Source organism: Actinomadura terrae (assembly GCF_022751215.1).
Lineage (GTDB): Bacteria > Actinomycetota > Actinomycetes > Streptosporangiales > Streptosporangiaceae > Spirillospora > Spirillospora terrae.
Genome location: NZ_JAICDG010000008.1, coordinates 65,654 through 78,549, shown reverse-complemented (window position 1 = coordinate 78,549; position 12,896 = coordinate 65,654). Strand labels below are relative to the sequence as shown.

The 12,896-nt window shown below is 71.8% G+C and carries 14 protein-coding genes; 9 read left to right on the top strand and 5 right to left on the bottom strand.

Features of this window, described 5'->3' with window-relative positions; genetic code table 11:
* The first annotated feature begins 37 nt into the window (after positions 1 to 37).
* The gene (locus K2F47_RS36555) at positions 38 to 1,042 is read left to right on the top strand and encodes a hypothetical protein (RefSeq protein WP_242910793.1); all 1,005 of its coding nucleotides are present in this window, start codon (positions 38 to 40) and stop codon (positions 1,040 to 1,042) included.
* Between the two features lie 59 nt (positions 1,043 to 1,101).
* Here K2F47_RS36555 and K2F47_RS36550 read toward each other — a convergent pair whose 3' ends face one another.
* Positions 1,102 to 1,419 (bottom strand): hypothetical protein, encoded by a 318-nt coding sequence (locus K2F47_RS36550; protein WP_242910792.1) that lies wholly within the window; start codon positions 1,417 to 1,419, stop codon positions 1,102 to 1,104.
* Between the two features lie 69 nt (positions 1,420 to 1,488).
* On the opposite strand from K2F47_RS36550, the gene K2F47_RS36545 reads away from it, so the two are divergent.
* Positions 1,489 to 2,328, top strand: coding sequence for a LysR family transcriptional regulator (locus K2F47_RS36545; RefSeq protein WP_242910791.1), 840 nt, complete (start codon positions 1,489 to 1,491; stop codon positions 2,326 to 2,328).
* A gap of 3 nt (positions 2,329 to 2,331) precedes the next feature.
* Here K2F47_RS36545 and K2F47_RS36540 read toward each other — a convergent pair whose 3' ends face one another.
* A complete protein-coding gene (locus K2F47_RS36540; RefSeq protein ID WP_242910790.1) occupies positions 2,332 to 2,838 on the bottom strand; it encodes a winged helix-turn-helix transcriptional regulator in 507 nt (168 codons plus the stop codon).
* A gap of 71 nt (positions 2,839 to 2,909) precedes the next feature.
* Here K2F47_RS36540 and K2F47_RS36535 point away from each other — a divergent pair, with 71 nt between their 5' ends.
* Positions 2,910 to 3,668 (top strand): methyltransferase domain-containing protein, encoded by a 759-nt coding sequence (locus tag K2F47_RS36535; RefSeq protein ID WP_242910789.1) that lies wholly within the window; start codon positions 2,910 to 2,912, stop codon positions 3,666 to 3,668.
* A gap of 145 nt (positions 3,669 to 3,813) precedes the next feature.
* Positions 3,814 to 5,550, top strand: a complete 1,737-nt coding sequence (locus tag K2F47_RS36530) for a DEDDh family exonuclease (RefSeq protein ID WP_242910787.1) — start codon at positions 3,814 to 3,816, stop codon at positions 5,548 to 5,550.
* On the opposite strand, the gene K2F47_RS36525 is transcribed toward K2F47_RS36530, so the two are convergent.
* On the bottom strand, positions 5,526 to 6,881 hold the full coding sequence (locus tag K2F47_RS36525) for an MFS transporter (RefSeq protein ID WP_242910785.1): 1,356 nt from the start codon (positions 6,879 to 6,881) through the stop codon (positions 5,526 to 5,528). The two genes, K2F47_RS36530 and K2F47_RS36525, sit on opposite strands and share 25 nt — an antisense overlap.
* Before the next feature lie 103 nt (positions 6,882 to 6,984).
* Here K2F47_RS36525 and K2F47_RS36520 point away from each other — a divergent pair, with 103 nt between their 5' ends.
* Entirely contained in the window at positions 6,985 to 7,824 is an 840-nt protein-coding gene (locus K2F47_RS36520; RefSeq protein WP_242910784.1) for a helix-turn-helix transcriptional regulator, read from the top strand.
* Between the two features lie 4 nt (positions 7,825 to 7,828).
* Here K2F47_RS36520 and K2F47_RS36515 read toward each other — a convergent pair whose 3' ends face one another.
* Positions 7,829 to 8,113, bottom strand: coding sequence for a zinc-binding dehydrogenase (locus K2F47_RS36515; RefSeq protein ID WP_242910782.1), 285 nt, complete (start codon positions 8,111 to 8,113; stop codon positions 7,829 to 7,831).
* A 70-nt stretch (positions 8,114 to 8,183) separates the two neighbouring features.
* On the opposite strand from K2F47_RS36515, the gene K2F47_RS36510 reads away from it, so the two are divergent.
* Complete coding sequence (locus K2F47_RS36510) at positions 8,184 to 9,017, top strand: endonuclease/exonuclease/phosphatase family protein (RefSeq protein ID WP_242910780.1); 834 nt, start codon at positions 8,184 to 8,186, stop codon at positions 9,015 to 9,017.
* Positions 9,018 to 9,074: 57 nt separating this feature from the next.
* On the opposite strand, the gene K2F47_RS36505 is transcribed toward K2F47_RS36510, so the two are convergent.
* Positions 9,075 to 9,401, bottom strand: a complete 327-nt coding sequence (locus K2F47_RS36505; RefSeq protein WP_242910779.1) for an ArsR/SmtB family transcription factor — start codon at positions 9,399 to 9,401, stop codon at positions 9,075 to 9,077.
* A gap of 106 nt (positions 9,402 to 9,507) precedes the next feature.
* Here K2F47_RS36505 and K2F47_RS36500 point away from each other — a divergent pair, with 106 nt between their 5' ends.
* From K2F47_RS36500 to K2F47_RS36490, 3 genes are read left to right on the top strand one after another with little or no spacing between them, the layout of a single operon-like run.
* The gene (locus K2F47_RS36500; protein WP_242910778.1) at positions 9,508 to 10,956 is read left to right on the top strand and encodes an MFS transporter; all 1,449 of its coding nucleotides are present in this window, start codon (positions 9,508 to 9,510) and stop codon (positions 10,954 to 10,956) included.
* A 42-nt stretch (positions 10,957 to 10,998) separates the two neighbouring features.
* Complete coding sequence (locus K2F47_RS36495; protein ID WP_242911080.1) at positions 10,999 to 12,264, top strand: sensor histidine kinase; 1,266 nt, start codon at positions 10,999 to 11,001, stop codon at positions 12,262 to 12,264.
* Positions 12,252 to 12,893, top strand: coding sequence for a response regulator transcription factor (locus K2F47_RS36490; protein ID WP_242910777.1), 642 nt, complete (start codon positions 12,252 to 12,254; stop codon positions 12,891 to 12,893). Before K2F47_RS36495 ends, K2F47_RS36490 begins: the two co-directional genes overlap by 13 nt.
* Positions 12,894 to 12,896: the final 3 nt, after the last annotated feature.

Here is a 12,896-nt window from a genome sequence, read left to right as displayed (position 1 = left end):
TGAATTGTGCTCGTGCCGCCCGCCCTATCATGATCGGATGTCTGTTGCGGAATTCGTCTCCCAGGCCAGCGATCTGCACGAGTGCCGTGCCGGGACGGAGCTGTTCGCGCGGCCGGAGATCCAGGAGTTCTTCCAGCGGGTCACCGGTCCCGACGCGGCCATCGCGGAACTCGCCGCGCCGGTGGAGAGCGGGGACGTGTTCCGCGCCGGGATGGCCGCCTTCCTGTGCGGGGCGATGGTCGAGCGCGGCGGCTCGGCGGCCGGGGCGGCCGAGGTCGTCCTGCCCGTCATGAAAAGCGAACTGCTACGGGCTCGCGAACTCATGGCGGAAACGGCGGCCGAGGACGAGGTCTTCGAGCGGGCACCCGACCTCGTCCGGGCCCACCACACGCTGCCGTTCGTCCTGCTCGCGGCGATGACCACGCTCAGCCGCGACGAGCAGGCCAGAAAGCGCGTGCGCGCCGACTCCGAGGTCGTCGAACTGGTGGCCGAGTTGGAGGGGCGCTACGAAACGCTCTACTACGTCCGCGAGGTGCTTTCGCTTCTGGACGGTCGGGAAATCCTCCTCGCCGACCCGCGCAACCGCCGCGCTTTCCTCCTCGGCCTGACCGGCGTGCGGAACGTCATGTACCACTTCTTCGCGCTCGCGCAGGACGCCCTGCTCCAGCACGCCGGTCCCGGCTATCTGGCGGCCGAACCCACCGATCCCGCCGCCGTGCGGTACGCCACGAACGACGGCCTGACCGAAGAGGAGCGCCAGGCCGCCCGGAACCTGATCGACCACCAGCGCTTCGGGTTTCACTATCCGGGCGTCAAGGACGGCGCCCCGGCTCCGGCGCTGTTCTTTCCAGGTTCGGCCGCGTTCTCCGAGGTCCCGGTCATCGGCGGCGTCCCGACCCTTTTCCTGGACGAACGTTCCGTCAACGCCCAATGGTCGCCCACCAATATGTATCCGGTGTTGCACGAGGCGTTGAAAGCACAGGTCACCCTGCGAGAACTGTCGCCGTCGGAGGTGGAGGCCCGGTTCGCCGCGCTCGGCTAAAGGGCCTTACGCGCGGCGGCCGCCGTCGACCGACAGCGCCGCCTTTCGGGAACCGCCGCTCATCGCAGCGGCTCGTGGTTCGCCCAGGCGACCTTGTAGGGGTACCGCGACTGCCATTTGGCGATGACCTCGTGCAGGCCGGGCGCGCTGAACGCCGCCGCCAGAGCGTCCATGTCGGCCACGGTGACCTGCACGATCGCGGTCGCGATCAGTGCGGGAACGGCGTCCTCGCCGGGGACGGGCAGGTGGCGCCGGGCCGCGAAGGCGCGGACGAGGCCGCTGTCGAGCATGACCCTTTCGATGTCCGCGAGGTATTGGTCGAGCTCGGCCTCCGGGGGCGCCTGGTCGAAGGAGACGATCATTGTGTGCTGGATCATGTGACGATTCTTGGCGGCGGGCGCCGGTCTGTCCAAGATCGGTTCGATCTCCGGCGATAACCTGGAGGCATGGCCGAGCTGGAGACCCGCGAGATCGAGTACTTCATGGCGGTCGCCGACGAGCTGCATTTCGGGCGGGCCGCCGTCCGGCTCTCCATCGCCCAGCCGGCGCTGTCGAAGGCGATCCGGCGGATCGAGCACCGGCTCGGCGTGGCCCTTTTCGTCCGCTCCAGCCGCCGCGTCGAACTGACGCCCGCCGGGGCCGCGCTGCAAGAACACGGACGTCACGCGCTCAACGCCGTCGCCGCGGCCGTCCGCAGCGCGCGTCGCGCCGCCGATCCGCAGGCCCATCTGCGGCTCGTGATCAAGCCCGGCGGCGACGCCGGGCTGCTGTCGGGAATCCTGGCCGAGTACGCCCACCAGCCCGACGCCCGCCGGGTGGACATCCTGTTCAGCGGGCCCGCCGACCGCACCGACTTCCTCCGCGACGGCCGCGCGGACGTCGGCCTGCTCTACGCGCCGTTCGATGATCTGGGCGGCCTGGCCCACGAGACGCTGCACGCCGAGGACCGGGTGGTCATCGTCCCGGCCGGGCACCGGCTGGCCGGGCGCGCCTCGGTGCGCACCGCCGACCTGGACGGCGAGACGCTTCCGCGCTGGAAGGGCGTTTCCGCAGGCGACGGCACCGGTCCCGAGGTCGCCGACGTGATCCAGCTGCTCCACATGATCAGCGTGGGCCGGACGATCGGGGTGCTGCCCCGCTCGCTGGTCGATCCGGCCCCGGCCGGGGTCGTCTGCGTCCCGGTGACCGACGCGCCGCCGAGCCGGCTCGTCCTCGCGTGGAACGAGCACGACCGCCGTCCGCTCATCGCGTCGTTCGTGTCCGCCGCCCTCAACCGGCGCAGGTGATCGTCAGGGCGCGGCGCGGCGAGCGGCGATCAGCGGGCCGATCACCTGGGTCCCCGGGCCGATGCGCCCGCCGGGGCCCGGCAGCTGGGTCGTGTTGTCGACGGTGAGTTCGTTGCCGCAATAGGCGCACGCGGTAATGGCTTGAGTGTCGTGTCCGCATTCCAGGTGGTGGACGCGCACCGGTGGCCCGGACTCTCCGTACCAACGGTCGCCCCAGCGCATCAGCGCGAGCAGGACGGGATACAGCTCCTTGCCCTTCTCGGTCGCCAGATAGTGCTCGCGCGGCGGATGGTCCTGGTAGCGCTCGCGGATCAGCACACCCTCCTCGACCAGGCGGGACAGCCGGGCGGTCAGGATCTTGCGCGAGATGCCGAGGTCGCGGGCGAGGTCGTCGAAGCGGGTCACGCCGAGCACGACGTCTCGCATGATGAGCGCCGTCCACGCGTCCGCGAACAGGTCGGTGGCGCGCGCGATCGAGCAGGCGACGTCGGAGAGCGGGGTCCTGGTCACACCCCCAAGACTACGAGTTCCCTAGGGAGACTATGATGAGTCTCCTAAAGAAACTGACTCGGAGGAGTGTCATGGGACCGACCATCGAACTCGACTCGCGCGCGGCCGGTGCCATCGACGGCCGCCACATCCGGGCCCTCACCTTCCAGGACGTCCGGCTGGAGTACGTGACCTCCGTCCTGAACCGCCACAAGATCGCCCCTTCCGGACGGACGGCCCTGGTCATCGGCAGCGGACGCGGCCTCCTCGCCGAGGGGCTGGCCCGGCTCGGCCTGAACGTCGTCGCGCTGGACCCGTCCCCGGAGGCGACCGCGATGGCGGAGGAGTCGGGCACCGGGGCCGTCCAGTACATGACCGCCCGCGCCGAGAACCCCGGGCTGGACGGCGCGTCCTTCGACGTCCTGTTCTACGCCGACACCTTCGAGATCACCGACGATTTCGACCGGGTCGTCGCGCACGCGGCGAGGCTGCTGAGCCCGGACGGAGTCCTGTTCTACGACACGGTCAACCGGACGCCGGTCTCCCGGCTGATCTATCTGGGCGCCTTCCAGGCGCTGCCGCAGACCCGGATCATGCCGCGCGGCCGCTACACCGCCGCCCGCCTGCGCACCCCCGCCGAGGTCGCGTCCGCCCTGGCCGCCCACGGGCTGGCGAACGAGGACATCTGCCCCTTCAAGCCGAAGAACGTCCTCGACCTGGTCAAGGCCACCATCGCGCGGCGGCGCGGAAAGGTCGACGATCGGGCCGTCAAGGAAATGACGGACTTCGTCCTCGAACCAAAGGGCAAGCCGCTGGTCACCTATCTCGGTCACGCCCGTACAAAACACTAGAAGAAGGGCATATCGAGCCCGCCGCGGCCCCGGGGGGTCGTCATGGCCGGATGAGGCAACTCAATGGGCTGGGCGCGTCGCCGACCACGCAATTAGGATGTGGTGCTCTCGTACGCCGAATACGACGGGTGGAACGCGCACCGCCATGCTGGGTTATCCCTCCGACTGGGCCTTGGTAGATGTGGAGACCTCCGGGTTCCGGCCCGCCGAGGACCGGGTACTGGCCGTCGCCCTGCTGACGATCAATTCCGAGGGTGAGGTGACCGGGGAGTTCTCGTCCCTGCTGAATCCCGGCTGCGATCCCGGGCCGGTCCACGTCCACGGGCTCACGGCGGAACGGCTCGCGGGCTCCCCCCGCTTCGAGCAGATCGCGGCCCGGATCGCCGCCCTTCTCCAGGGCCGCGTGATGGTCGCCCACAACGCGCGCTTCGACTACGACTTCCTGGCGCACGAGTTCGTCCGCGCCGGGCTGCCCCTGCCGGTCGAGAAACGGCTGTGCACGCTGGCCCTGAACCGCCGGCTGTCCCCTCCCACACCGAACATGCGGCTGGGGACATTGGCTGCTCATTACGGTATCGTCCAGCGCAAGGCGCACGACGCGGAGGACGACACCCGCGTCCTCGCCGGGGTACTGCGGGGCTCGCTGACCGCCGCGGCCCGCCTTGGCCTCAGCCTTCCGCTGGTGGCCTGCCCGCCCCGACACACCACCACCCGCAATCGGTATCCGGCTCGTATGCCCAAGGTTCCCTGCGCCTATCGCAATCCGGGACGCCTCGCGCCCGGCGGGCCACTCGTCCAGGGAATGAAGGTGGCGATCACCGGCGACACCCGAACGCCTCGAACCGAGTTGGCCGCCAAGGCCTCGGCGGCCGGGCTGAACATGATGTCGACGGTCAGCCGCTACACGAGCGCGCTGGTCACCAATGACCCGAAGACGTCGAGTGCGAAAGGGCAGCGTGCCGCCGCCGAAGGCGTTCCGGTCATTGACGAGCCGACATTCATGCGCCTGTTGCAGGACGTTCGCTCCGGCGTCCCGCACGAACTCGAAAGGCCGCCGCCCGCCGCCGCTCCGAAACAGCCCGAGCCTTCTGCGCGTCCCGCGAAAGCTTTGACCGGACGGCGCGTCCTCGTTCTGGGCGGAACGCATCCGCAGGCCGCGTCGATACGGAACCGGGTCACCGAACTCGGAGGCTCGGCCGCCGTCAACCTTTCCAGCAGCGTCACCGATATCGTCATGCTCCCCGGCGGAGAACGCGACCGGCGCATGCCCCGGGTCCGCTCGCTCGACCTGCCCGTCCATGACGAAGGCTGGCTGCGGGCCCCGAAGCCGCGCACGGTGGCACCGGAGGAGGCCGCGATCCTCGTCCTGCCGCGAGGCGGCGCCGCCGACCTGCCGCCCACCTCCCGGACATGGGCCGTCACCGCGACATGGGAACACCGCGTGACCTGCGACATCGACCTCGTCGCCTTCGCGCTGGACGGCGACGAGCAGGTCTCCCGCGACGAGGACTTCGTCTTCTACGGCGCCACCGAGGCGCCCGGCGGGACCATCACGCTCTCCGCGGACGGCCCCGCCGAACAGTCGATCACCATCGACACCGCGCACCTCCCCCCGGCCGTCCACCGGGTCGTCATCGCGGCCGCCATCGACGGCACCGCGACGTTCGGCACGGTCGGCGCGGTGGAGATCGGCGTCGCGCCCGGCAGCAGCGAGGCCCCGCTGGCACGTGCCACCCTCGACGCCGGAACCACCGAGCGCACGATGCTGCTGGCCGAGGTCTACCGGCGCGGCCCGTTCTGGCGGCTGCGCGCGCTGGGCCAGGGCTACGACCACGGCCTGGACGAACTGGCCCGCGGCTACGGCGTCGACGTCGACGACTGACGCCGCGTACGGCTCAGCAGCCAGATCAGGATGGCCGCGGTCACCGTCACTACGGCGTTCACGGCCACGGCCGGGTGGACGCCCGACGGCGTGGTGGCGATGCTGCTGAGCAGCGGGATTCCGATGGTCATGCCGACCTGCTGGGCCATCGCGCTCAACCCGGTGGCCAGACCCTGCTCATGGTCGGGTAGGCCGGATGTGACGGTGACGATATACGCAACGACCGCCACCATGTTCCCGAAGTAGCAGGCCGCCAGGGCCGCCACCACCCACCAGGCGTTCCCGGCGACGAGCAGTCCGGCGGCGGACAGCCCCTGGACGGCCAGTCCCAGGGCCAGGACGCCGGACGCGTCCATCGGGCCGATGAGGCGGGGCGCGACCGCGCCTCCGGCCAGCGCGAGGAGCCCGGCGGCGCCGAACGCGAGCCCGGTCGGCGCGGCGGAAAGGCCGAGCGTGTCCTGCAAATGGATCGTCATCAGGAACGTCGCGCCGGTGGCCATGCTGACCGTGGTCAGCCCGCCGAGGACGCCGAGGCCGACCGTCCGCCGCCGCAGGATGTGCACGGGCGCCAGCGGATCGGGGCTGCGCAGTTCGACGAACCAGAACGCGGCCAGCAGGACGGCGGCGGGCACCAGTGCCCAGCGCGCGACGCCGCCGGTCGTGGCGCCCCACACCAGGGCCAGCAGGCCGAGCGTGACGGTGATCGCGCCGGGCAGGTCGAGCCGGGACGTGCGCCCGCGCCCCTCAGGGACCAGGCGGAGCACCGCGACGAGGATGACCAGCGCGACCGGCACGTTGATCAGGAACGCCCAGCGCCAGCTCCAGAACCCGGTCAGCAGCCCGCCGAGCAGCGCGCCGCAGGTGAACCCGGCCGCCGTGATCGCACCGTTGAGCCCGAGCGCCCGCGCGCGCAGCGGCCCCTCGGGGAACGTCGTGGTGATCAGCGACAGCGCGGCGGGGGCGGCGATCGCGGTGGACAGCCCCTGGACGGCGCGGGCCGACAGCAGCGCGGCGGGCGTGTGGGCCGTCCCGCCGAAGACGGAGGCGAGCGTCAGCAGGCCGAGGCCGATCAGCAGCATCCTGCGGCGGCCCGCGAGGTCGGCGACCCGTCCGAACAGCAGCGTGAACCCCGCGGCGGGCAGGGCGTAGGCGGTGGCGACCCACTGCAACGTGCCGAGGCCGAGGCCGACGCCCCGGCCCACGGCGGGCAGCGCGACGTTGAAGATCGAGAAGTCGGCGGCCAGCATGAACTGGGTGCCGAGCAGGAGCGTCAGCACCACCCTGTGGCGCGCGCCCATGCGGACGGGCGGGGCGTCGATGCGCGTGGTCATGCCACCCGAGCGTGCCGACGGCGCCCGCGCTTACCCAGCCACCCCTTTTTCCTACGCCTGACAGGGTCAGGCTGGCGCCGCGTCCAGCAGGCATGATGCCTCTATGGGTGCGAGTACGGAATTGGGCCGGTTCCTCCGCGTGCGCCGCGACCGGCTCACCCCCGAGGACGCCGGCCTGGCCCCGCACGGGACGCGGCGCCGCGTCCCGGGGCTGCGGCGGGAGGAGCTCGCCCAGCTCGCCGGGGTGAGCGTCGCGTACTACACCCGGTTGGAGCAGGGGCAGAGCGTCAACGCCTCGGACACCGTCCTCGACGCGATCGGGCGGGCCCTGCGCCTGGACGACGAAGAGCAGGCCCACCTGCGCGGCCTGGCCAGGCCGCCGCGCAAGGGCGTGCGCCGCTACCGCCCCGAGCGCGTGCGCCCCGCCACGCTCGCCGTCCTGCGGTCGATGGACGTCAACCCCGCGCTCATCCTAGGCAGGGCCGCCGACATTCTGGCCTGGAACCGTCCCGCCCACGCGCTGCTGGCCCCCCACCTCGCCCTGGACGCTCCGGACCGCCCCGCCGACCGTCCCAACATGGCCCGCCTGGTGTTCCTGGAGCCGCACACCCGGGACCTGTACGCCGACTGGCCCGCCAAGGCCCGCGACACCGTGGCCTACCTGCGCAAGGCCGCCGGACAATGGCCGGACGACCCGGCGCTCACGGAACTGGTCGGCGAACTGGCCATGAAGAACACGGAATTCGCGGCGCTGTGGGCGCGCCACCTGGTCCGGGACTGCCATTCGGTGAAGGTGACGTTCTGGCATCCGCTGGTGGGAGAGATGAAACTCGCCGAAGAGGTGTTCCGCTTGCAGGAGCAGCCCGACCAGCGCCTGGCCGTCTTCGCCGCCGAGCCCGACTCCGCGTCCGAGTCGGCCCTCCGCCTCCTCTGCGCCCTGTAATCGACTATGTCAGCAGCAAGGATTTACCGGTGAAGCGTCGCACCTCAATATCGGCGTGCGCGGCGGCGGCCTCCGCCAAGGGGTAACTCTGGCCGATGACCGGGGCCAACTGTCCCGCTGCCACCTCGTTCAGCACATGTGTCACCCGCCGGGGAGTGTGGGTCCAGAATTCCGGCAGCCGCGCCATGTCCACGACGGCGAGCCGTCCCCCGGCAGTTCGACCGGTTCCAGGACGTCGGGCGCACCGAACCGGGCCGCCATGATCGCTCGCATGCCGCCCACCCTCCAACCTCGACCCGCCTTGAGGTCAAGTAAATACGTTTGGCCTGGTCGGGATGGTGGATCTAAATTTGGTGCACGTGCGGATCATCTCCCTCAACGCCTGGGGCGGCGCGATGTTCGACGAGCTCGCGCCCTGGCTCGACACGTGCGGCGCCGACGTCCTGTGCTTGCAGGAGATCACCCACACCCCGGGGCTCGGCGGCTGGACGCGTTTCGACGACGCCGACCGGTCACTGCCCCAGCGGGCGAATCTCCTGGCGGACGTCCGCTCCCGGCTCCCGCGCCACCATGGGCTGTTCGCGGTGAGCGACGCGGGGCCCGTTCAAGATCACGAAGGGTGGCGGCACCGGCAGGACTTCGGGGTGGCCACCTTCGTCGCCGAGTCCCTTCCCGTGGTCGGCATGCGTTCGGCGTTCGTGCACGGTGACTACACCGAGCATCGCGACCAGTGGCCGACCGACGGGCGGGCCCGCGCCGCGCTGGCCGTGCGCGTGTACGACCGGCAGGCCGAGCGGTTCGTCACCGTGGTCAACCTCCACGGTTTGCGCGACCCGCGCGGGAAGGTCGACACCCCGGCCCGGCACGCGCAGGCCGAACGGCTCGCGGACCTCGTCGGGGAAGCGCGCCACGACGGTGACATGACCGTGGTGTGCGGTGACTTCAACCTGCTCCCGGACAGCAAGACCTTCCAGATCCTCGCCGAGATCGGGCTGACGGACCTGGTCGGCACCGCCGACACCAGGACCTCCCGCTACGCCAAGCCGCTAAGGCACGCCGGTTACCTGCTGGTCTCCGACCCCGCCGGGGTGGAGCGGTTCGAGATCGTGGCCGAACCCGAGGTCTCCGACCACCGCGCTCTGTTGATCGAGGTCCCGGCCCACGGCCGCTCGCCTGGCGGCTCCCGGCCGTGACACCGGTCAGCTACACGCCCGCGTGACGGCTGAGGTCGTCGCGTAGCAACGCCCGGGTCAGGGGGTGGTCTCGTCGGTGCGGGCGCCGGCGAGGATGGCGTCCAGCAGGCCCGGGTAGCGGGCGTCCAGGTCGTCGCGGCGCAGGGTCAGCAGGTTCTCGCGGCCGGACGGCTCCTGGATGATCACGCCGCTGTCGCGGAGCACGCGCCAGTGGTGGGTCATGGTGGATTTGGCCGCGATGCCCAGTTCGGCGAGCACGCTGCCGCAGTTGCGCTCGTCGTCGCCGTCCAGCACGCGGACGGCGGCCAGCCGCACCGGGTGGCCGAGCGCCGTGAGCACCCCGTCGATACGGATCTGGTCGCGGTCCGGGTGGCGGTACCTCATGGTCCCACCGTAGCGCGACAGTCGAACAATTGACCCTTGCATCTTCGTACGATTGTACGTGAGTATTCGTACGATCGTTCTGTCGCTCTGGAGGGTGTCCTCAGCTATGTCCGCTGTAACGAGGCAGCCGCGGTTGGGCTGGACGCTGGCGCTGCTCGCGCTCGCGCAACTGATCTACGCGCTGGATCTCAACATCGTGTTCGTCGCGCTTCCCGAGATCGGGGCCGACCTGGGCTTTCCCGGTCAGACCCAGCAGCTGGTGGTGAGCGCCTACGTGGTGTTCGCGGGCGGGTTCCTGCTGTTCGGCGGCCGCGCGGCCGACCTGCTGGGCCGCCGCCGCGTCTTCGTGCTCGCGCTGGCCCTGTACGCCGTCTCGTCGCTGGCCGGAGGGCTGGCACCGTCCCCCGCCGCGATCATCGTGGCGCGGGCGGTGCAGGGGATCGGCGGCGCGCTGCTGCTGCCGTCCACGCTGTCGCTGATCAACACGTTGTTCGCCGAGGGGCCGCAGCGCAACCGGGCGCTGGCGGTCTGGGGCGGCGCCGGGGCCAGCGGCCTGACGATCGGCGCGCTGCTCGGCGGCGTGCTGACCGAGAACTTCGGCTGGCCCGCCGTCTTCTACGTCAACGTGCCGCTGGCCGGTCTCGTGGCGCTGGCCGCGCTGGCGGTGATCCCGCGCGACCCGTCCGGCGGGCAGCGGCGGCGCTTTGACCTGCCCGGCTCGCTGACCGCCACCACGGGCGCGACGCTGCTGGTGTTCGCCCTGGTGGAGGGCCCGGAGGAGGGGTGGGCGAGCCCGCTGGTGATCGGCGCGTTCGTGCTGGCCGCCGTGCTGCTGGCGGCGTTCGCGACCATCGAGCGGCGCAGCGCCGATCCGCTCATGCCGTTCCGGCTGTTCCGCAACCGGAGCCTGACCGTGGGGCTCAGCGTCACGTTCATCTACATGGCGACCTTCGGTGTGCTGCCGTACTTCCTGACCGTGCTCATGCAGAGCGTGCACGGCTACAGCGCCCTGCAAACCGGGCTGGCCTTCCTGGTCCCCTCGGTGGCGATCGCCACCGGCACGCAGCTCGGCGAGCGGCTGACGACCCGGATCGGCCTGCGCACGACCCTGCTGATCGGCTTCGCGGTCGGGGCCGCCGGCACGGCGGTCATGGCGGTCGGCTTCGGCGCGGACGCCGGTTACGGCCTGCTGGTGCCGGGGCTGATCGTCTCAGGCGTCGGGCAGGGCGTCGTCTGGACGGCGATGTGGATCGCCGCCGCCACCGGCACCGCCGCGCACGAGCAGGGCGTCGCCAACGGCATCAACTCCACCGCCCTCAACATCGGGAACGCCATCGGCCTGGCCGTGTTCACCGCGCTCGCCGACATCGGCACCGAGGGCAAGGCGGGCGAGGCGCTGCGCACGGCCACCGCCCACGGCGAGCTGGTCGTGGTGCTGCTGACGGCGGCGGGGATGGTCGTCGGGCTGCTGGTCAGCCTTGTTCTGCCGCGTTCCAGGGCCTCCGTCGCGCCCGCGGACGAGGCGTCCGATCCCGAGCAGCTGATCGCGAGCTGATCCCGGACCCGGGTGTCGGATAGCGTGGCGGCTGTGGTCGTGATGCCGCGGGGGTTCCCGACGCGGGCGGGGATCGGGGCGTGGTGCAGGTCGCCGATCAGGGCCGCCACCTGGCTCGCGACGGCGCAGGTCGCGGCGGGCGGCGCGGTGGGGCTCGCGGGCCTGGCCGCCGTCGCGATGCCGATCGCGGTCGGCATCGAGCTCGCGCGGTCGGTCGTCGCGCCGGTGTTGGCGCTGGTCGTCATCCTGGCGGTGGTGCGCGGCTGTGTCGTGTTGCAACGCTCCAGGGTCACGGTCTTCACCGGCGTCGATCCCGCGGGGAGCCGTCCGGGTCCGTCCTGGTGGCGCTGGCCCTTCACCGCCGGGGCCTGGCGCCAGGTCGGCTACCACTTCGTGGCCGGGCCGGTCGCGATCGGCATGGCGACGCTGGTCGGCGCGGCCTGGAGCGGGGGGCTGCTGCTCGCGTCCGCGCCCGTCCACGCCTGGACGCTGCCGCCGGACGGGCCGCTCGGCTGGAACCCGCGCGCGCCCCTCGCCGTCGCCGCGACGACGGTCACGGGGCTGCTGCTCCTCCTGCTCGCCCCCGCGCTGGCCACCGCCCTGGCACGGGCCGACCTGGCGGTGGCGCGCGCGTTCCTCGGCCCGACGCGGCGGCAGGAGCGCGCCGCGCTGGACCGCCGGGTGTCCGGGCTGGCCGCGAGCCGGGCCGCCGCGGTCGAGGCCGCCGACGCCGAGCGCCGCCGGATCGAGCGCGACCTGCACGACGGCGCGCAGCAGCGGCTGGTGTCGCTGGCGATGAACCTCGGCATCGCCCGCGCGATGCTCAAGGACCTCCCCGAGCCCGCCCGGGAGATCATCGCCGGTTCGCACGAGGAGGCGAAGCTGGCGCTGACCGAGCTGCGCGGCTTCATCCGCGACCTGCATCCCGCCGTGCTGGACGAGCTGGGGCTCGACGCGGCGCTGTCCGGGCTCGCGGGGCGGACGCCGGTCCCCGTGGACGTCCGGGTCGACCTGCCCGAACGGCTCGCCCCTGCGCTGGAGTCGGTCGCCTACTTCGTCGTCTCCGAGGCGCTCACCAACGTCGTCAAGCACTCCGGTGCGTCCCGCGCCGAGGTGAACCTCGCGCAAAAGGACGGCCGGGTCGTGCTGACCGTCGCCGACGACGGGCACGGCGGTGCCGACACGGCGCGCGGCAGCGGCCTGGCCGGGCTGTCCCGCCGGGTCGCCTCGGTTGACGGCACGCTGTCCCTGTCCAGTCCGACCGGCGGCCCGACCCGCCTGACCGTGGAACTGCCATGCGCATTGTGATCGCCGAAGACTCGTTCCTGCTGCGCGAGGGCCTCGTCCGGCTGCTGGAGCTCGGCGGCCTGACCGTCGTCGCTGCGGTGGCCGACGCCGATGCGCTGCTGGAGGCGGTCGCCCAGCACGATCCCGACCTGGTGGTCGTGGACGTGCGGATGCCGCCCACCCACACCGACGAGGGGCTGCGCGCCGCGCTGAAACTGCGGGAGGGCGGGCCTCGGCCGAGCGTCCTGGTGCTGTCGCAGTACGTCGAGGAGCGGCACGCCGCACAGCTGCTGCGAGGCGACACCAGCGGCTTCGGCTACCTGCTGAAGGACCGGGTCGCGGACATGGAGGAGTTCCTCGCCACGGTGCGGCGGGTCGCCGGGGGCGGGACCGCGATCGACCCGGAGGTCGTGTCGCAGCTGCTGAGCCGCAGCGACGGCCCGCTCGACCGGCTGACCCCGCGCGAGCACGACGTGCTGCGGCTGATGGCGGAGGGCCGGTCCAACGGCGGGATCGCCGAGGAGCTGGTGGTGAGCGAGAGCGCCGTCGCCAAGCACGTCGCGGGGATCTTCGCCAAGTTCGACCTGCCCGGGACGCCGCAGGAGCACCGCCGGGTGCTGGCCGTGCTGAGGTTCCTCAGCGGTGAGTGAGCG